This is a genomic window from Maritalea mobilis (assembly GCF_019800885.1).
In the GTDB taxonomy this organism is placed as follows: Bacteria; Pseudomonadota; Alphaproteobacteria; order Rhodobacterales; family Rhodobacteraceae; genus Roseibacterium; species Roseibacterium beibuensis.
Genome location: NZ_JAHVKE010000003.1, coordinates 90,945 through 108,976, shown reverse-complemented (window position 1 = coordinate 108,976; position 18,032 = coordinate 90,945). Strand labels below are relative to the sequence as shown.

At 67.3% G+C, this 18,032-nt stretch carries 17 protein-coding genes; 6 read left to right on the top strand and 11 right to left on the bottom strand.

Annotation, left to right across the window (positions count from 1 at the left end):
• Positions 1 to 15 precede the first annotated feature (15 nt).
• Entirely contained in the window at positions 16 to 1,062 is a 1,047-nt protein-coding gene (locus KUV65_RS14220) for an aldo/keto reductase (protein WP_222191392.1), read from the bottom strand.
• 110 nt (positions 1,063 to 1,172) lie between these two features.
• Here KUV65_RS14220 and KUV65_RS14215 point away from each other — a divergent pair, with 110 nt between their 5' ends.
• The 4 genes from KUV65_RS14215 to metG all read left to right on the top strand — a co-directional run bounded on the left by KUV65_RS14215 (position 1,173) and on the right by metG (position 5,757).
• Entirely contained in the window at positions 1,173 to 1,799 is a 627-nt protein-coding gene (locus KUV65_RS14215; RefSeq protein ID WP_222191391.1) for an ImuA family protein, read from the top strand.
• 92 nt (positions 1,800 to 1,891) lie between these two features.
• Positions 1,892 to 3,109: an MFS transporter gene (locus KUV65_RS14210; RefSeq protein ID WP_222191390.1), complete on the top strand. Its 1,218-nt coding sequence runs from the start codon at positions 1,892 to 1,894 to the stop codon at positions 3,107 to 3,109.
• A 99-nt stretch (positions 3,110 to 3,208) separates the two neighbouring features.
• Positions 3,209 to 3,955: an SDR family NAD(P)-dependent oxidoreductase gene (locus KUV65_RS14205; protein ID WP_222191389.1), complete on the top strand. Its 747-nt coding sequence runs from the start codon at positions 3,209 to 3,211 to the stop codon at positions 3,953 to 3,955.
• A 92-nt stretch (positions 3,956 to 4,047) separates the two neighbouring features.
• The gene (metG, locus tag KUV65_RS14200) at positions 4,048 to 5,757 is read left to right on the top strand and encodes a methionine--tRNA ligase (RefSeq protein ID WP_222191388.1); all 1,710 of its coding nucleotides are present in this window, start codon (positions 4,048 to 4,050) and stop codon (positions 5,755 to 5,757) included.
• A 346-nt stretch (positions 5,758 to 6,103) separates the two neighbouring features.
• On the opposite strand, the gene KUV65_RS14195 is transcribed toward metG, so the two are convergent.
• From KUV65_RS14195 to coxB, 10 genes are all read right to left on the bottom strand, one after another.
• Positions 6,104 to 7,501 (bottom strand): FAD-binding oxidoreductase, encoded by a 1,398-nt coding sequence (locus KUV65_RS14195; protein ID WP_222191387.1) that lies wholly within the window; start codon positions 7,499 to 7,501, stop codon positions 6,104 to 6,106.
• A gap of 55 nt (positions 7,502 to 7,556) precedes the next feature.
• Positions 7,557 to 8,141, bottom strand: coding sequence for a GNAT family N-acetyltransferase (locus KUV65_RS14190; protein ID WP_222191386.1), 585 nt, complete (start codon positions 8,139 to 8,141; stop codon positions 7,557 to 7,559).
• Positions 8,141 to 9,403 carry a M16 family metallopeptidase gene (locus tag KUV65_RS14185; RefSeq protein WP_222191385.1) on the bottom strand — a complete coding sequence of 421 codons (1,263 nt, stop codon included), beginning with the start codon at positions 9,401 to 9,403 and terminating at the stop codon, positions 8,141 to 8,143. Before KUV65_RS14185 ends, KUV65_RS14190 begins: the two co-directional genes overlap by 1 nt.
• Positions 9,400 to 10,788 (bottom strand): threonine synthase, encoded by a 1,389-nt coding sequence (gene thrC / locus KUV65_RS14180; protein ID WP_222191384.1) that lies wholly within the window; start codon positions 10,786 to 10,788, stop codon positions 9,400 to 9,402. Before thrC ends, KUV65_RS14185 begins: the two co-directional genes overlap by 4 nt.
• A 10-nt stretch (positions 10,789 to 10,798) precedes the next feature.
• Complete coding sequence (locus tag KUV65_RS14175) at positions 10,799 to 11,467, bottom strand: SURF1 family protein (protein WP_222191383.1); 669 nt, start codon at positions 11,465 to 11,467, stop codon at positions 10,799 to 10,801.
• 86 nt (positions 11,468 to 11,553) lie between these two features.
• Positions 11,554 to 12,369, bottom strand: coding sequence for a cytochrome c oxidase subunit 3 (locus tag KUV65_RS14170; RefSeq protein ID WP_222191382.1), 816 nt, complete (start codon positions 12,367 to 12,369; stop codon positions 11,554 to 11,556).
• A gap of 28 nt (positions 12,370 to 12,397) precedes the next feature.
• Positions 12,398 to 12,973, bottom strand: a complete 576-nt coding sequence (locus KUV65_RS14165) for a cytochrome c oxidase assembly protein (protein ID WP_222191381.1) — start codon at positions 12,971 to 12,973, stop codon at positions 12,398 to 12,400.
• Entirely contained in the window at positions 12,970 to 13,167 is a 198-nt protein-coding gene (locus tag KUV65_RS14160; protein ID WP_222191380.1) for a cytochrome C oxidase assembly protein, read from the bottom strand. The genes KUV65_RS14165 and KUV65_RS14160 overlap by 4 nt, the downstream gene beginning before the upstream one ends.
• Before the next feature lie 3 nt (positions 13,168 to 13,170).
• A complete protein-coding gene (gene cyoE / locus KUV65_RS14155) occupies positions 13,171 to 14,115 on the bottom strand; it encodes a heme o synthase (RefSeq protein ID WP_222191379.1) in 945 nt (314 codons plus the stop codon).
• 67 nt (positions 14,116 to 14,182) lie between these two features.
• A complete protein-coding gene (coxB, locus tag KUV65_RS14150; protein ID WP_222191378.1) occupies positions 14,183 to 15,073 on the bottom strand; it encodes a cytochrome c oxidase subunit II in 891 nt (296 codons plus the stop codon).
• Between the two features lie 193 nt (positions 15,074 to 15,266).
• Between coxB and tldD the strand changes: the two genes are divergently transcribed.
• Both tldD and dprA read left to right on the top strand, forming a co-directional pair.
• Positions 15,267 to 16,694, top strand: a complete 1,428-nt coding sequence (gene tldD, locus KUV65_RS14145) for a metalloprotease TldD (protein WP_222191377.1) — start codon at positions 15,267 to 15,269, stop codon at positions 16,692 to 16,694.
• A gap of 113 nt (positions 16,695 to 16,807) precedes the next feature.
• Positions 16,808 to 18,019, top strand: a complete 1,212-nt coding sequence (gene dprA / locus KUV65_RS14140) for a DNA-processing protein DprA (RefSeq protein WP_222191376.1) — start codon at positions 16,808 to 16,810, stop codon at positions 18,017 to 18,019.
• Positions 18,020 to 18,032 lie beyond the last annotated feature (13 nt).

Sequence of the window (18,032 nt, the reverse complement as noted above, 5' to 3'; positions counted from 1 at the left end):
GCTCACCCCACGCCATCAATACGGCATCGGATGCGCCTTGTGGACCGCAGCCAGCTCTTCCAGAACCTCGTCGGACAGGTGCACGTCCAACCCATCGAGGATGCGCTGAAGCTGGTCTGACGTGGTCGCGCCAAAGATCGTGGAGACCGGGAAGGGCCGCTGCACCGTGAAGGCAAGCGCCATGTGAACCACGTCGAGCCCGTGCTTCTCGGCGACCGCCATGTAGGCCGCCACGGCCTCGAAGGCGCGACCGGTCGCGCGCCCGCCGAGATCGCCATTGCCTTCCATCCGGCTGCCCGTCGGGACCGCGCCGTTCTGGTACTTCCCGGTCAACAGCCCCGCCGCGAGGGGCGAGTAGGCCAGAAGCGTCACCTGCTCGTTCACCGCCAGTTCGGCAAGGTCGGTGTCATAGAGGCGGCAGAGGAGCGAGTATTCGTTCTGGATCGTCTGCACGCGCGGCAGGTCGTGCTGCTCGGACAGGCGCAGCCATTGCGCCGTGCCCCAGGCGCTTTCGTTCGACAGGGCGAAATGGCCGATCTTGCCCGCCTTCTGGGCGGCTTTCGCGGCCTCCAGCACCTCGAGCATGTTGGCCAGCGTCGCGGCCTTGTCCTGCTGCGAGGGGTCGTAGGTCCAGCTTTGGCGGAAATGGTAGCTGCCACGGTTGGGCCAGTGCAGCTGGTAGATGTCGATATGATCGGTCCGCAAACGGGTCAGCGAGGCATCCAGCGCCTCGGCGAAGGTTTCTGCGGTGATGTCCTGCTCGGGCCGGACGAAGGCCTTGTTCTTGCCCGTGATCTTGGTGGCGAGCACGTAGTCGTCACGACGCCCCGGATTGGCCGCGTTCCAGTTGCCGAGGATCGTTTCGGTCAGGCCGACGGTTTCGGCGGTGACGGGGTTCACCGGGTACATCTCGGCCGTGTCGACGATGTCAATCCCGGCCTCCAGCGCCATGTCCATCTGACGGTGGGCATCATCCTCGGGGGTCTGGTTGCCCCAGGTCATCGTGCCGAGGCAGTAATCGGTAATGGTCTGATCGGTGCTGCCCAGTTGAATGCGGCGCATGGCTGTCCCTCGTCCTGTTCGTGATCACGATTGCGGCGCACCCTAAGGCGCCGAAGCCCGAGGGCAAGATGGGGCTTGAGAACATTTAGGGAACATCTATCATTTACCATATGGACCCCGCCCGCATCACCCGTCACAGCCACCGACAGCCGCGCCCGATGGTGCCGTTCTGCGGCCCCTTCGCGCTGACGGCCGGACGCGCGCACGAGTTTTGCGGCGCGGCGCGGCGGCGCCTGGCGCTGTGGCTGGCGCGCGGCACGACCGGTCCGGTGCTCTGGATTCGCCCCGCCTGGCACCCGGACCGCCCCCATATGGCCGGCATGGTCGAGGAGATCGCGCCGGGCCGCCTGGTTTTCGTGGAGCCGACCCGCGCCAGCGACCTGCTCTGGTCGATGGAAGAGGCTCTGCGCAGCGGCGCGGTTCCGCTGGTGGTGGGCGACCTGCCGGAGCCCCCCGCGCTGACACCCGTGCGCCGCCTGCATCTCGCCGCCGAGGCCGGGGCCGAGGCCACCGGCCGCGCGCCGCTGGCGCTCTTGCTGACGCCGGGGGACGGCGGCGCGCCGGGGGTCGAGACGCGCTGGCGGCTGGACCCGACCCACAAAAGCCCCGCGCCGGGGGCGTGGCACCTGCACCGCATCCGCGCGCGCGAGGCGCCACCGGGCGATTGGCCGATCCGGCGCGGGCCACGCGGCGCGCCCGAGATCGCCGCCACCCCGGCCGCGCGCGAACCCGCCTGACCCGAAATCGACGCCCCCCTGACGCAAACAGGCCAGAGGCGCGCCGGGCGACGCGATAGGTCAGGCATATTGCCCAACTGACCCAAGCCCCCATGCGCCTGCTGATTTCCTTTGCCGCCCTCTTCCTCTCCGTCATCCTGTTGCAACTGTCCTCGGGGGGCGTGGGGCCGCTGGACGTGCTGTCCGGCACCGAACTGGGCTTTACCAACGGGCAGATCGGCCTTCTGGGCTCGGCGCATTTCTTCGGGTTCTTCATCGGCTGCTGGTTCGCCCCACGCCTGATGGGCTCGGTCGGCCATTCCCGCGCCTTTGCCGCTTTCACTGCCATGGGCGCCATCGGCCTGATCGCGCATATGCTGGTCACCCATCCCTACGCCTGGGCAGTGATGCGGGTGGCCTCGGGGCTGTGCATCGCGGGGGCCTACACGGTGATCGAGGCCTGGCTTCAGGCCAAGGTCACGAACGCCACGCGCGGGCGCACCATGGGCACCTACCGGATGGTGGACACGGGCGGATCGCTGGCCGCGCAATTGCTGATCGGGGTGCTCGCGCCCGCTTCCTACGTCTCCTACAACATCCTTGCGCTCCTGTGCATCGCGGCGCTTCTGCCGCTGACGCTGACCCGGCTGAGCCAGCCCGAGACCGGCACCGCCCCCCGCCTGCGCCCGGGCCTTGCGTGGCGATTGTCGCCGCTCGCCGTGGCCGGTGTGATCGTCTCGGGCGTCTCGGGCGCCTCGTTTCGCATGGTCGGCCCGCTTTACGGCGCGGAAGTCGGGCTGCGCCCCGACCAGATCGGTTTCTTCCTCGCCGCGTTCGTCCTTGGGGGCGCACTGGCGCAGGTGCCCGCCGGCTGGCTGGCAGACCGCCACGACCGGCGGCAGGTGCTGATCTGGTTCTCGGTCGCCTCCGTCGCCGCCTGCGGCCTGACCGTGGCAAGTGCGGGCCTCGGCCTCGCCGCGATCTTCCTTGCGGCGCTAATCTTCGGGCTGACCACCTTTCCGATCTATTCGATCTCGGCGGCGCATGCCCATGACTGGGCCGAGGACAGCCAGAGGGTCGAGTTGTCCGCCGCGCTGATGTTCTTCTACGCGCTCGGGGCCATCATCGCCCCGCTTCTGACCTCCAGCCTGATCGCCGCTTACGGACCGGCGGCACTGTTCGCCTTCGTCGCGCTGGCCCATGGCGGGCTGCTCGTCTTTGGCCTGTGGCGCATGCGTCGTCGTGCCCCCACGGACCAGCGCGCCCCCTATGTCTGGATCCCGCGCACCTCGTTCCTTGTCGGGCGGATCTTTCGCCGGGGCGACGACTAAACGCCGTGCGCCTTGTTCCGGATCAAGGTCGGCGCCCCAAGCGACGCATAATCTGGCAACCATCCCAAACCGCTCACAAGACCGGCAAAGGAGGTCTTCATGGACATTCGATTCGACGACAAAACGGCCATTGTCACCGGCGCAGCATCCGGCATCGGCTTTGCCATCGCCAAGGAACTGGCCCATAGCGGCGCCACGGTCCTTCTGGCGGACCTGAGCGCCGAGGACGCGGCCGAAAAGGCCGAAGAAATCGGGCATGGTGCAATCTCCTGCGCGACGGACGTGGCCAAACCCGACCAGGTCGAGGCAATGGTGAAACTCGCCGTGGCCAAGACCGGACGGCTGGACCTGCTCGTCAACAACGCGGGCATCGGCGGGCCGGCAGAGCCCACGGGCAACTACCCGCTCGACGGCTGGCACCAGGTGATCGACGTGAACCTGCACGGCGTTTTCTACGGCATGCGCTACGCCATTCCCGTCATGAAGGCGGGCGGTGGCGGGTCCATCGTCAATATCGCCTCGATCCTCGGCAGCGTCGGCTTCGCCACGGCCTCGCCCTATGTCGCCGCGAAACACGCGCTGCTGGGGCTGACCAAAACGGCGGCGCTGGAACATGCCGCGGACAATATCCGGATCAACGCCGTGGGGCCGGGCTTCATCCATACCCCCCTGATCGACAAGCATCTCGACGCGGACACCCAAAGCTATCTCGCCGGGCTCCATGCACTCAAACGCATGGGCACCCCGGAAGAGGTCGCGACGCTGACCTGTTACCTCCTGTCCGAGGCCGCCAGCTTCATCACCGGCTCTTACCACCTCGTCGATGGGGGCTATACGGCGCAATAGGCACGGCCTGACCGGGACGGCGCCACTCGCACCTCTGGCTTCTGGCCGCAGGGGGCGCTAAACGGTGCGCGACAGCACGGCAGGAGTCCCCTATGGCGCGCACCCTCATCACCTCGGCGATCCCCTACATCAACGGGATCAAGCATCTCGGCAACCTCGTGGGCAGCCAGTTGCCCGCCGACCTCTACGCCCGCTACCGACGCGCGCGCGGCGACGAGGTTCTGTTCCTCTGCGCCACCGACGAACACGGCACCCCGGCCGAGCTGGCCGCGGCCAAGGCTGGCAAGCCGGTGGACGAATACTGCTCCGAGATGTGGGGCGTTCAGGCCGGGCTGGCCGAGGGCTTTCGCCTGTCCTTCGACCATTTCGGGCGGTCTTCCAGCCCTCAGAACCACAAGCTGACCCAGCATTTCGCGGGCAAGCTGGCCGAGGCCGGGCTGATCCGCGAAGTGACCGAAAAACAGGTCTATTCCAACGCCGACGGCCGCTTCCTGCCCGACCGCTACATCGAGGGCACCTGCCCCAACTGCGGCTACGACAAGGCCCGCGGCGACCAGTGCGAGAACTGCACCAAGCAGCTGGACCCGACCGACCTGATCGAGCCGCGCAGCGCGATCTCGGGCTCGACCGACCTGGAAGTGCGCGAGACCAAGCACCTCTACCTGCGCCAATCCGCGATGCGCGCGCAACTGGAAGAGTGGATCGACTCGAAAACCGACTGGCCGGTGCTGACCACCTCGATCGCCAAGAAATGGCTGAACGACGGCGACGGGCTGCAGGACCGGGGCATCACCCGCGACCTCGACTGGGGCATCCCGGTCAAGAAAGGCGAAGACGACTGGCCCGGGATGGAAGGCAAGGTCTTCTACGTCTGGTTCGACGCGCCGATCGAATACATCGCCTGTGCCGCCGAATGGGTCGATGCAGGCAAGGGCACCGATTGGGAACGCTGGTGGCGCACCGACAAGGGTGCCGATGACGTGCGCTACGTCCAGTTCATGGGCAAGGACAACGTGCCCTTCCACACGCTCAGCTTCCCGGCCACGATCCTCGGCTCGGGCGAGCCGTGGAAGCTGGTCGATTACATCAAGTCCTTCAACTACCTGAACTACGATGGCGGCCAGTTCTCGACCAGCCAGGGGCGCGGCGTGTTCATGGACCAGGCGCTGGAAATCCTGCCCGCCGATTACTGGCGCTGGTGGCTTCTGTCCCACGCGCCCGAGACCTCGGACAGCGAGTTCACGTGGGAGAATTTCCAGGCCGGCGTAAACAAGGACCTCGCCGACGTGCTGGGCAATTTCGTCAGCAGGATCACGAAGTTTTGCCGCTCGAAATTTGGCGAGGTCGTGCCTGAAGGCGGCGAGATGGGAGATAAGGAACAGGCCCTGATCGCGGAACTGGAAACGCGGCTGGCCGCCTACCAGCACCACATGGACGCGATCGAGATCCGCAAGGCATCGGCCGAGCTGCGCGCCATCTGGGCTGCGGGCAACGAGTACCTGCAATCCGCCGCTCCCTGGACCGCCTTCAAGGAAGACCCGGACCGCGCCGCCGCGATCACCCGATTCGCGCTGAACCTCATCCCGCTCTACGCCGGCCTGTCCGCGCCCTTCATCCCCGACGCGGCCGCGGCGATGGCCAAGGCCATGGGCACCGAGCTGTCCTGGCCCGAGAACGTGGCGCAGGCGGTCGGCACCCTTCCGGCCGGGCATGTCTTCACGGTGCCCGATGTCCTCTTCGCCAAGATCAGCGACGAGGCGCGCGAGGACTGGCAGGCGCGTTTCTCGGGCATCCGCACCTGACGGCACCCGAGGCATGGGGGCTCTGCCCCCGCCCTTCGGGCTCCCCCGAAGGTTTTTTGGCCAAGATGAAGACAGGAGCGGTGCGCCCCGGTCCACCCCGCACCCGGCTTTAGCGGATTGGCTACCGGTGTTGTCCGGGCACGGGGCTTCACCTTGGACGCCGCTTCGCTCTCCAGCTCACGGCGCAGCCCCACCATGGCGCGTTAACGTTAACGAAGCGTTACCTGTCCCTTCATCTTGGCGAAAAAACTCCCGCCGGAGGCACAAGGCGCGCCCGAGCGGCCTCCGGCAGGAGGCCCGAGGGCGCGCCTCGCCCGGTCGCGGCCGACAGGCCGCGAAACGCATGTCAGGATTTCAGCACCGCGCCCGGGTTCATGATGCCCCTGGGATCGAGCGCCGCCTTGATCGCCCGCATCGCCGCCAGCTTGCCCGGATCGCCGTAGCGTTCGAGATCGTCCACCTTGAACCGCCCGATCCCGTGCTCGGCCGAGACCGAGCCCCCCATCGCGTGCACAAGGTCATGCACCGCCCGCTTGATCGCGCCGCGCTCGGTCTCGTGATCCGCACGCGTTCTGCCGGGCATCGGGAAGACGTTGTAATGCAGGTTGCCGTCGCCAAGATGGCCAAAGCAGTTGATCCGGTACTCCCCGACCTCGGCCAGTTTGCCGGGCGCCTCGGCGATGAAATCGGGGATGCGCGCCACGGGCACCGAGATGTCATGCGAGGACACCGCGCCGATCCGCCGGTTGGCCAGCGGGATGTTCTCGCGCAGCGCCCAGAATTCCTGCCTTTGGGCCTCGGATTGGGCGATCACGCCATCCGTGACCAGGCCCGCCTCGAAGGCCTCGGCGAACAACTCTTCCAACGCCTCCTCTGGCCGCGCGCCGCCGGACAGGCCCAGATCGACCAGGCACATCCAGTCGGGCGGCGTGTCGAAGGGCTGTTTCACCTCCGGACCGACCTCGTTCAGGAAATCGAGGCCCATGCGGCTGATGATCTCGAAAGCCGACACGCCTTCGCCGATCCGGGCCTGTGCCATGCGCAACAGCCCCAGTGCCGCCTCGGCACCCGGCACCACCATCAGCGCCGCGCCTGTCGCCTCCGGCATCGGGAACAGCCGCAACGTGGCGGCGGTGATCACGCCAAGCGTCCCCTCCGCCCCGATCAACAGGTGGCGCAGGTCGTAGCCGGTGTTGTTCTTGCGCAGCGGCGAGAGCGTGTTCATCACCGTCCCGTCCGGCAGCACCGCCTCGATCCCGAGGCAGAGATCGCGTGCATTGCCGTAGCGGATCACGTTCACCCCGCCCGCATTCGTCGCCAGCAGCCCCCCGATCCGCGCCGAGCCCTGGCTGGCCAGCGTCAGCGGAAAGATCCAGCCATCGGCCTCGGCCGCGGCGTGGATATCGGCGAGGATCGCGCCGGCCTCCACCGTCATGGTCCCCGCCTGCGCATCCATCTCGCGCACGGCGCGCATGCGTTCCAGCGACAGGATCACCGGCGCGGGCCCGGACTCGGACAATTGCCCGCCGACAAGGCCCGTGCCGCCGCCATAGGGGATCACCGGCGTGCCCGTCTCGGCACAGGCCTTGATGGTGTCCGCCACCTCCGCCGTCGTGGCGGGCAGGACAAGCGCGGCCCCCTGCCCCATCCAGCGGCCGCGCGGCTCTTCGAGGTAGCGCGGTTCGACCTCGCGCAGGGCGGACGGGGGCAGACGCTCTGCCAGGAGGCTCAGGATATCGGTCATGCTGTCTTACCTAGCGCGTTGGCACGGGGCGTGGAAGGCGATGGGCCGGGCCTTTTCACCCGACATCCGTCCGCCCCCGGCGATCCGCGCGCAGATTGGCGTAGAGCACGTGGTTCCGCCAGCGGCCGTTGATCTGCAGATAGCTTTGCGCGACGCCCTCGTATTTGAACCCGGTTTTCTCAAGCACACCGCGCGAGGCGGCGTTTTCCGGCAGGCAGGCGGCCTCCAACCGGCTGAGATCCAGCGAGCGGAAGGCGTAATGCACCACGGCTTCGATCGCCTCGCGCATGTAGCCCTGCCGCGCATGGACCTCGCCAATCCAGTAACCAAGCGTGCCCGCCTGCGCGGGCCCGCGCCGGATGTTGTCTAGCGTGATGGCCCCGAGCAGCACCTCGTCGGCGCGGCGATGGATGAACAGCGGCACCGCGTTGCCCTGCGACAGCGCCCGCTGCGCCCAGTAGACCCGGTTGGTGAAGGCCTTGCGGGTGAGGTGATCGACGGCCCAGGCGGGCTCCCACGGTTTCAGGAAGGCCTCGGACTGGCTGCGCAGGGCGACCCAGGCGCGGTAATCGGCATGGCGCGGCAACCGCAGCGACAGGCGATCCGTTTCGATCCGAATGTGCCGCTTCCGGCTCAGCATCAGGCCGCCAGACGCTCCGTCACATGGGCGAGGTCGGGCGCGCCCGACACCGGGCCATACAGCGCCATGGCCGCGCGGCCCGATTGCACCAGCCCGGCGGCATGGGCGCGCAGACCTTCCAGCGTCACCGCGTCGATCTTTTCGACGCTTTCTTCCAGCGGCGGGACGCGGCCCCAGATCGCGACGAGGCGCGCCATGCGCTCGGCCCGGGCCGAGGGGCTTTCCAGCCCCATCAACAGCCCCGCCTTGATTTGCGCGCGGGCGCGATCCAGTTCGACCGCCGTCATGTCCTCGGCCGAGCGGCGGATCTCATCGAGCGTCAGCCCCACGAGGTCGCCCAACTGGTCGCCCGAGGTGCCAGCGTAAATCGTCAGCATGCCGGTATCGTCGAAGGCACCGACCGAACTGTAGATCGTGTAGCACAGGCCCCGACGTTCCCGGATTTCCTGGAACAGGCGCGAGGACATGCCGCCGCCCAGGGCCGTGGCGTAGATCTGCGCGGTATGGATGTCGTCCGAGCGATAACCGGGGGCCTCCAGCGCCAGGGTGAAATGCGCCTGTTCAAGCTCCTTGATGACCCGCTTCTCGCCACCGGCGAAGCGCCCCGGTTCGGGGGTCGCCACGGAGCCGGGGGTCATGTGGCCAAAGGCCGCCTCGGCCAGCCGCACGATCTGGTCATGATCGACCGCGCCCGCCGCCGACAGGATCAGCTGCCCCGGCCCGTAATGCTCGGCCACAAAGCCGTCGAAATCGCCCCGCGAAAAGCCGCGCACGCGCTCGGCGGGGCCAAGGATCGTGCGCCCAAGCGGCTGGCCCGGATAGGCCTCTTCCTGCAACCAGTCGAAGATGATGTCGTCCGGCGTATCGGCGGCCTGCCCGATCTCTTGCAGGATCACGCCGCGCTCCACCTCGATCTCGCGCGGGTCGAAGGCAGGGTTGAGCGTGATATCGGCGATCAGGTCGATCGCCAGCGGCACGTCATCGGCCAGAACGCGGGCGTAATAGGCCGTCACCTCGCGCGAGGTATAGGCGTTCAGGTAGCCGCCCACATCCTCGATCTCCTCGGCGATCTGCTGGGGCGAGCGGCGCGCCGTGCCCTTGAACGCCATGTGTTCGAGGAAATGGGCGATGCCGTTCTGCTCGGCCCGCTCGTGACGTCCCCCGGCGCTGACCCACAGCCCGACCGAGGCCGACTGCATCGAGGGCATATGCTCGGTCACGATGCGCAACCCGTTCGACAGGGTATGAAGTTCCACCGTCACGCGAACACGCCCTCCTCGATCAGCGCCTCGATGGCCGAGAGGTCATTCTCGACCCGCGTCACGCGTTCCTCGCGGTCGAACAGGTCGGCCATGCGCGGCGGCAGTGCGGGGCGGATGCCCGTCGCGGCCTCGACCGCATCGGGAAATTTCGCCGGATGCGCGGTGGCGAGCGTGACCAGCGGCGTGCTGCCCTGGAAGTCTTGCGCGACATGCACGCCGACCGCCGAATGGGGGCACAGCAACTCGCCCATCTCGGCCCGCGCGCGCTTGATCATGGCGCTGGTTTCCTCTTCCGAGGCGCGGCCGGAGGCGAAGGTTTCGCGCAACCCTTGCAGCGCGCCCTGGCTGATGTGGAACCCGCCGCCCGATTTCAACTCGTCCATCAGCTGCGCCACAGCAGCCCCGTCGCGGCCATAGGCGTCGAACAAGGCGCGCTCGAAATTCGAGCTGACCTGGATATCCATCGACGGGCTGATCGAGGGCGTCACGCCATGGGTGACGTAATCGCCCGAGGACAGCGCCCGGTGCAGGATGTCGTTCTGGTTGGTCGCCACGATCAACTGCTCGATCGGCAGGCCCATCTTCTTGGCGATATGACCCGCGAAGATGTCGCCGAAATTGCCCGTGGGCACGCAGAAGCTGACCTTGCGATGCGGCGCGCCCAGGCTGACGGCGGCGGTGAAGTAATAGACGACCTGCGCCAGCACACGCGCCCAGTTGATCGAGTTCACGCCCGCCAGCCGCACCCGGTCGCGGAAGTCGAAATCGTTGAACATGTCCTTCACGCGCGCCTGGCAATCGTCGAAATCGCCGGTCAGCGCGAGGGCATGGGCATTGGCCTCGGACACGGTGGTCATCTGGCGGCGCTGCACGTCCGACACGCGGCCATGCGGAAACAGGATGAAGACCGACACGTTGTCGAGGCCGCGAAACGCCTCCATCGCGGCCGAGCCGGTATCGCCCGAGGTCGCGCCGACGATGGTCACCCGGTCGCCCCGGCGCTTCAGCGCGGCCTGGAACAGCTGACCGATCAGCTGCATCGCGAAATCCTTGAAGGCCAGCGTCGGACCGTGGAACAGCTCCAGCAGGAAATGGTTCGGCTGCAACTGCTTGAGCGGTGCGCGGGCGGCATGGCCAAACCCGGCATAGGCCGCTTCGATCAGCGCGGCGAATTCGTCATCGGTGAAGGTGTCGCCGATGAAGGGGCGCATCACGCGAAAGGCGACCTCTTCATAGGGCAGCCCGGCCAGCGCGGCGATATCGCCCTGGGACATCACCGGCACCTCGGCGGGAACGTAAAGCCCCCCGTCGCGGGCCAGACCCGTCAGCATCGCTTCTTCGAAACTCAACTCGGGGGCGGTCCCCCGCGTGGATACATACCGCATCGCTTGTCCTTCAGACCGTTCGTCGCCTGATACGCCACAGAAGATAGAGTGTCATCCCCAACCAGAGCACCGCCAGCGAAAACCACGTGATGGCATAGTTCAAGTGGTCGTTCGGGATGCCCTCGGTCGTTACCGGAAGGGGCGTGATCGGGGCATCATCCACCGACAGGTCCCGCGCGATGACGAAGACGGGCTCGGCGTCGAGATGCTCGGCCAGCGCATCCACGTCGCGCGCGTACCAGATGTTTCGGGCGAGGTCCGGCTCGGGCGTGAAGCCGTCCACTTCCTCGGGCCAATGGACATTGCCGGTGACGGTGACCGCGCCCTCATGCGCGGGCACCGCGCCCTCGGTCGGCATGATGCCGCGATCGACAAGGATCACCCGCGCGCCGGTGTCGAAGGGCGAGATCACGCGATAGCCCGCGCCCACACCGCGCTGGCTGACAAGGACACGGGCATAGGCATCGCCGAACTGCCCGGTCACCTCGACCGGCAGGAACCGGTCCGCTTCCATATCCGGTGCCTCGGGCAGCGCCACCGGGGCGTCGGCGATGCGCGCCTCGATATCGGCCAGCATCGCCTCTTTCCACGCCAGCCGCTGCACCTGCCAGACCCCGAGGCTGACCAGGATCGCCACGCCGCCGATCCCGAAGACCAAGGGCCAGATCATACGCCGCATCTTGTCGCCTCCAATGGAAAGGCCCGCCAAGTGGCAGGCCTTTGCGCGAAATTCAAGTCGCGCCCGACAGGCGGGCGCGCTGCCCGTCAATGGGCGATCTGGCCCTGGCCCCAGATGTAGACCGCCAGGAACAGGAACAGCCAGACCACGTCGACGAAGTGCCAGTACCACGCCGCCGCTTCGAACCCGACATGCTTCTCGGGCGTGAACTGCCCCGCCTTCACCCGCAGGTAGCAGATGAACAGGAAGATGGTGCCGATGATCACGTGCAGGCCGTGGAAGCCGGTCGCCAGGAAGAAGGTCGAGAAGAACTTGTCACCGCCGAAGGTCCAGTCCTCATGCGCGATCAGCTCCCAGTATTCGAAGGCCTGCAGCCCGGTGAAGGCAAACCCCAGAACGACGCCGATCAGAAGACCCCATTCGACATCCTTGCGGTCTTCGTTATGGACAAGCGCATGGTGCGCCCAGGTCACGGCGCAGCCCGACAAGAGCAGGACCAGCGTGTTGATCAGCGGCAGGTGGAACGGGTCCACCGTATGGATCTCGGGCATCGAGTAGGCCGAGCCCTCGTAGGCGCTCATCGGGTAGAGCGCGTGCTTGAAGAACGCCCAGAACCACGCGACGAAGAACATCGCCTCGGACATGATGAACATGATGAAGCCGTAGCGCAGACCAAGGCGCACGACCGGCGTGTGGTCGCCGTCATTGCTTTCGTGCACGACATCGGCCCACCAGCCGTACATGACGTAAAGCACGGCAGCGAGGCCCATCAGGAACAGCCAGGGCGACCCGGAATGCATCCAGTTCACGGCGCCGAACAGCATCGCGAAGGCACCGCCAGCGGCCATGAGCGGCCAAATGGACGGTGGCAGAATATGGTAGTCGTGTTTTGCGTGGGCCATGGGTGTCTCCGTCCTCCCGGTCGTCGTCTCAGTTGCCGCCCGATGTCGCTGCATCGAGCGCGGCATAATCTTCTGGCATGTCCGTCACATGGAACGTGTAGGACAGGGTGATCGCGGGCGTGCCGCGGATTTCGGGGTCGTCCACGATTTCGGGATCGACATAGAAGGTCACGGGCATCTGCACGCGCTCGCCCGGCTCCAGCACCTGCATCTCGAAACAGAAGCAGGCGATCTTCACGAAGTAGCTGCCCGCATCGAAGGGCGCGACATTGTAGCTGGCCGTGCCCGCGACGGGGCGGTCGGTCGGGTTAAAGGCCTCGTAGAAGGCCAGGCCCGTCTCGCCGATGCGGATATCCATATGCGGCTCGACCGGGCGGAATTCCCACGGCATGTCGCGCGCAAGGCTCGCGTCGAAGCGCACCCGGATCGTCTGGTCGAGGATCTGGTCGCTTTCGGTCTCGGCGACGTTGGTCGTGCCGCCATAGCCCGTCACGCGGCAGAACCAGTCGTAGAGCGGCACGGCGGCCCAGGCGAGGGATGCCATCACCACGATCACGCCCAGCAGGCCGAAGACCGTCTTGCGGTGAGAGGCTTGTCCGCTCATTGATCGCCCCCCTCCGTCACCGGGGTGACCGAGACGCGCGGCTGGTGGTCGAACGCCTCCATCGATGCGCCTTCCTGGATCTTGGCGATGGTCAGGCCAAAGACGATGGCGGCAAAGCCGACAAGGCTCAGCGCCACGCCGACATTCCGGCCCAGCCGGCGCTTGTGCAATTCGTGGGTCTCAGTGATCGGCATCTCTTACCACCCCCAGACGCCGGCCGCCCGCATCGCCGCATCGGCCATCAGCGCGCCGAAATGCAGGAACAGGTAGCTCAGCGAGAATTTGAACAGCCGCTTCTCGGCGGCATAGCTGTCGGCCTCGGCCGTCGCTTCGTCGCGCCGCCAGACGGCGTAGGCGCGAAGCACGAAGATCAGGTTCAGCACGATGGCCGCCGACAGGTAGATCGGCCCGCCGATCGAGGTCAGGCCAAGGCCCAGCGCCACCGGCGCCAGCAGCAGCGAATAGATCCAGACCTGGCGGCGGGTTTCCTTGCGGCCGTGGGTAACGGTCAGCATCGGCACCTTCGCCTCGTGGTAGTCGGATTTCATGAACAGCGCGAGCGCCCAGAAATGCGGCGGCGTCCACATGAAGATCAGGCCGAACATCAGCACCGACTCGATCGAAACGCCGCCCGTCACGGCCGCCCAGCCGATCATCGGCGGAAAGGCCCCCGCAGCGCCACCGATCACGATGTTCTGCGGCGTCGCCCGCTTCAGCCACATCGTGTAGATCACCGCGTAGAAGAAGATGGTGAAGGCCAGAAGCCCGGCCGCGACCCAGTTCGTCGCCAGCCCCAGCATCGCCACCGAGATCACGCTCAGCCACAGCCCGATGGACAGGGCCTCGCCGCCCGTGACCTTGCCCGCCGGAACGGGGCGGCCCTTGGTGCGCTTCATGATCCGGTCGATATCGGCGTCATACCACATATTCAGCGCGCCCGAGGCGCCGCCGCCCAGCGCGATGAACAGGATCGCGGTGAAGCCGACCATGGGGGATAGGCTACCCGGCGCGACAAGCAACCCGGCCAACGCCGTGAAGACAACCAGCGACATCACGCGCGGCTTCAGAAGCAGCACGTAGTCTCCGAATCGCGCTTCGGGCGCGCCGGTTTGTACTTCGGTGTTGACGGTTGCGTCGCTCATCGCGCCGGACCCTCCCGGTCGAAAGTGAGGGTGGGCCGCATCAGCGCCGCCCACCCGATCTCGTGAATTACTCGGCCGCGGCCAGCTCGATCACCTGCGGGGCCGTCATGCCGTCGATCGAGTTGAAGGCCGTCGCCTCGCCCGCGACCCAGGCCTCGTATTCCTCGGGCGTCACGGCAAAGACAGTGATCGGCATGTAGGCGTGGTTCACGCCGCACAGTTCCGAGCACTGGCCGAAATAGACGCCTTCCTGGCCCGGCTCGACCTCGAACCACAATTCGGCGAGGCGACCCGGCACGCCGTCCTGCTTCACACCGAAGGCGGGCATCGCCCAGCTGTGGATCACGTCGGCGGCGGTCACCTGCACGACCACGGTCTGACCGGTCGGCACAACCAGCGCGGTGTCGGTGGCCAGCAGGTATTCGTCCTGGCTGTAGCCATACTCGGCCAGTTCATCCTCGTTCAGCATGACGGACAGGTAGTCGATGCCATGCTCGGGATATTCATAGCCCCAGTACCACTGGTAGCCGGTCGCCTTCACCACGACATCGGCCTCGGGGATGGTCTGCTGGCGGAACAGCACCGGCAGCGAGAAGGCCCCGATCACGATCAGGATGATCAGCGGCACGACCGTCCAGGTCACCTCGATCTTGGTGTTGTGCGTGAAGCTTGACGGCACCGGGTTCGCCTTGGCGTTGTGGCGCAGCATCGTCCAGATCAGCAGGGCGGTGACGAAGATCACGATCGCCGTGACGATCACAAGAAGCAGCGTATCGAGCGCGCGGATGTCCTGCGCGACACTGGTCACCCCCGGCTGCATGTTGACGCCGCCCGGCTCGGGCGCACCGATGATCTCCAGCCCCTCGCGCAGGCCAGCGGTCTGCGCGCTTGCCGCCGCGGCTGTCAGGGTTGCTCCGAATGCAGCCGTCAGGCCGCCAAGCTTCTTGCGAAGTGCCATGCGTTTAAGTCCCGTTCTGTCCCGGCTGCCGCTCCTCTTGCCCCGTGACACGGGGCTCCTCCGTTTCGGCATACCGTTGCGTTCCAAGCTGCTAGGACCATATCCTTGAGCGAGTATCAACACATTGGTCAAAAATGTCTCACCTGGCAAGAACTTGACATAGATCATTTTTGACCCCTGCGCGGAGCCCCGAATGTCGCAAGTTTCCCCTTCTTTTCGACCGTTTGAGACCCAGATTGACGAAAATGCCGCACTTTCGATTCTGCGTGCCGCGACCGACGGGGCGGACGATGGCGAGCTGTTTCTCGAACGTCGTCGGTCCGAGGTTCTGGTTTTCGACGATGGACGCGTGCGCAATGCGAGCTATGACGCGGGCGAGGGATTCGGCCTGCGCGCCGTGAAGGGCGAGGTCGCGGCCTACGCCCATTCCACCGAGATTTCCGAAGCGGCCCTGCGCCGGGCCTCTGAAACCACGCGCCTTGCCGTGGGCGACGGCGGCGGCACCATGGCCGAGCCGCCCCAGGGCACCAATGCGCTCCTTTATACCGACGCCGACCCGATGTCGGGGGCCGAGTTCGGCGTGAAACTCGACACGCTGCGCGAGATCGACGCCTTCGCGCGTGACCTCGACCCGCGCGTCGTGCAGGTCTCGGCCAGCCTCGCCGCCTCCCTGCAAGAGGTCGAGATCCTGCGCCCCGAGGGTCACCGCGTGGCCGATGTGCGCCCGATGGTGCGCCTGAACGTGTCGATCATCGTCGAGGAAAACGGCCGCCGCGAGTCGGGCAGCGCGGGCGGCGGCGGGCGGATCGGCCTGACCGGCCTGCTCGAACGCGCCCATTGGGAAGGCGTGGCGCGCGAGGCGCTGCGCATCGCGCTGGTCAATCTCGGCTCGGTACCCGCCCCCGCCGGCGTGATGGACGTGGTCCTGGGACCCGGCTGGCCCGGCATCCTGCTGCACGAGGCCGTGGGCCACGGGCTGGAGGGCGATTTCAACCGCAAGAAGCAATCGGCCTTTGCCGGGCTGATGGGCCAGCGTGTCGCCGCCCCCGGCGTCACCGTGCTGGATGACGGCACCATCCCCGACCGGCGCGGCTCCGTCACCGTGGATGACGAGGGCACGCCCGCCCACAAGACCACGCTGATCGAGGATGGCATCCTCGTGGGCTACATGCAGGACCGGCAATCGGCCCGCCTGATGGGGGTGCAGCCCACCGGCAATGGGCGGCGCGAAAGCTACGCCCACGCCCCGATGACCCGCATGACGAACACCTACATGCTGGGCGGCGACGCAGAGCCGGGCGATATCCTCGCCGATCTCAAGGACGGCATCTATGCCGTGGGCTTCGGCGGCGGGCAGGTCGACATCACCAACGGCAAATTCGTCTTCTCCTGCACCGAGGCCTACCGGGTGCAGAACGGCAAGGTCGGCGCGCCGGTCAAGGGTGCCACGCTGATCGGAGACGGCGCCACCGCGCTGCAAAACATCCGCGCCATCGGCAATGACATGGCGCTCGATCCCGGGATGGGCAATTGCGGCAAGGCGGGCCAGTGGGTGCCCGTGGGCGTGGGCCAGCCGACACTGATGATCGGCGGGCTGACAGTGGGCGGCTCGGCGGCCTGAGGGCCGACGAGGCGGGACTGGCGGGGCGCGTGCCGTAACCTTGCCCGCCAACCGCCGCGCTTTGGCCCTGAAGCGGTAAGGATCGGTTAACCATTTCGCGCCAGCGTTATGGCATGTGGACCGTCGCCGATTCTCCCCCTGCGGCCCAATGGGCCGACGCCGCCTTCTACGAGGTGCCCGTCAGCTATACCCCGCCGCCCGCCGATGGCGCGGCAGAACGGCTGGCGCGGCTGCGCCTGATCCGCTCGCGCCGGGTGGGGCCTGCCACCTACCTTCGCCTGATGGCCGAACACGGCGCGGCCCACGCCGCGCTGGACGCCCTGCCCGAGGTCGCCCGCGCCGCCGGGGTCGAGGCCTATACACCCTGCCCCGAACCGGTCGCGGCGGCCGAGATGCGCGCCGCCGAGCGTTTGGGCGCGCGCATGCTCTGCCTCGGCGATCCCGACTACCCCGCCGCGCTGGCCGAGATCTCTGATGCCCCGCCGATCCTCTGGGCACTTGGCGATCTGTCGCTGCTTGCGCGGCCCGCGCTCGCCATGGTCGGCACGCGCAACGCCTCGGCGCTCGGGGCGCGCATGGCCCGCCGCCTTGCCGCCGATCTGGGTGCCGCAGGCTTCACCGTTGTCTCCGGGCTGGCCCGCGGCATCGACGCGCTGGCCCATTCCGCGGCGCTCGGCACCGGCACCATCGCCGTGCAGGCGGGCGGGCTCGATGTGATCTACCCGACCGAGAACACCGAGCTTGCCCATGACATCGCCCGCCAGGGCCTTCGGCTGTCGGAAATGCCCTTCGGCCTGCATCCGCAGGCGCGCCATTTCCCGCGCCGCAACCGGATCGTCTCGGGCCTCGCGCGGGCCGTGATCGTGGTCGAGGCTGCGGCCCGGTCCGGCTCGCTCATCACTGCACGCTGCGCGGCCGACCAGGGGCGCGAGGTCATGGCCGTTCCCGGCCACCCGATGGACAGCCGCGCCTCGGGCGCCAATCTCCTGATCCGCGACGGCGCGCTGCTGATCCGCTCGGCCGAGGACGTAATCGAAGCCTTGGGCCAACCGGCCCCTGCCCCCCTGCCCCAATCCGACACGGCGACCCGGATGGCCGCGCGGCAGCACGCCCGCCAGGATCCTCCCCGCCCGCAACAGCCCACCCCGCCCGGCGGGATCGAGGCGCTGATCCTCGACACGCTCGGCCCCTCGCCCGTGGCCGAGGACCAGCTGATCCGGGACCTCGCCCGCCCCCCGCGCGAGGTTGCGCAAGCCCTCGCCATCCTCGAAATGGCCGGGCGCATCACCCGCGCCGCCGGCGGCATGGTCAGCCGCACCTCGTAAGATCGCGCGAAAT

What these genes read in the sequence shown, in the direction of transcription:
- KUV65_RS14175 (WP_222191383.1), bottom strand. Translation starts at nt 11,467, where the DNA reads ATGCGGCGTATGATCTGGCCCTTGGTCTTCGGGATCGGCGGCGTGGCG.
- KUV65_RS14170 (WP_222191382.1), bottom strand. Translation starts at nt 12,369, where the DNA reads ATGGCCCACGCAAAACACGACTACCATATTCTGCCACCGTCCATTTGG.
- KUV65_RS14160 (WP_222191380.1), bottom strand. Translation starts at nt 13,167, where the DNA reads ATGCCGATCACTGAGACCCACGAATTGCACAAGCGCCGGCTGGGCCGG.
- coxB (WP_222191378.1), bottom strand. Translation starts at nt 15,073, where the DNA reads ATGGCACTTCGCAAGAAGCTTGGCGGCCTGACGGCTGCATTCGGAGCA.
- cyoE (WP_222191379.1), bottom strand. Translation starts at nt 14,115, where the DNA reads ATGAGCGACGCAACCGTCAACACCGAAGTACAAACCGGCGCGCCCGAA.
- metG (WP_222191388.1), top strand. Translation starts at nt 4,048, where the DNA reads ATGGCGCGCACCCTCATCACCTCGGCGATCCCCTACATCAACGGGATC.
- thrC (WP_222191384.1), bottom strand. Translation starts at nt 10,788, where the DNA reads ATGCGGTATGTATCCACGCGGGGGACCGCCCCCGAGTTGAGTTTCGAA.
- tldD (WP_222191377.1), top strand. Translation starts at nt 15,267, where the DNA reads ATGTCGCAAGTTTCCCCTTCTTTTCGACCGTTTGAGACCCAGATTGAC.
- KUV65_RS14190 (WP_222191386.1), bottom strand. Translation starts at nt 8,141, where the DNA reads ATGCTGAGCCGGAAGCGGCACATTCGGATCGAAACGGATCGCCTGTCG.
- dprA (WP_222191376.1), top strand. Translation starts at nt 16,808, where the DNA reads ATGTGGACCGTCGCCGATTCTCCCCCTGCGGCCCAATGGGCCGACGCC.
- KUV65_RS14210 (WP_222191390.1), top strand. Translation starts at nt 1,892, where the DNA reads ATGCGCCTGCTGATTTCCTTTGCCGCCCTCTTCCTCTCCGTCATCCTG.
- KUV65_RS14215 (WP_222191391.1), top strand. Translation starts at nt 1,173, where the DNA reads ATGGACCCCGCCCGCATCACCCGTCACAGCCACCGACAGCCGCGCCCG.
- KUV65_RS14220 (WP_222191392.1), bottom strand. Translation starts at nt 1,062, where the DNA reads ATGCGCCGCATTCAACTGGGCAGCACCGATCAGACCATTACCGATTAC.
- KUV65_RS14165 (WP_222191381.1), bottom strand. Translation starts at nt 12,973, where the DNA reads ATGAGCGGACAAGCCTCTCACCGCAAGACGGTCTTCGGCCTGCTGGGC.
- KUV65_RS14195 (WP_222191387.1), bottom strand. Translation starts at nt 7,501, where the DNA reads ATGACCGATATCCTGAGCCTCCTGGCAGAGCGTCTGCCCCCGTCCGCC.
- KUV65_RS14205 (WP_222191389.1), top strand. Translation starts at nt 3,209, where the DNA reads ATGGACATTCGATTCGACGACAAAACGGCCATTGTCACCGGCGCAGCA.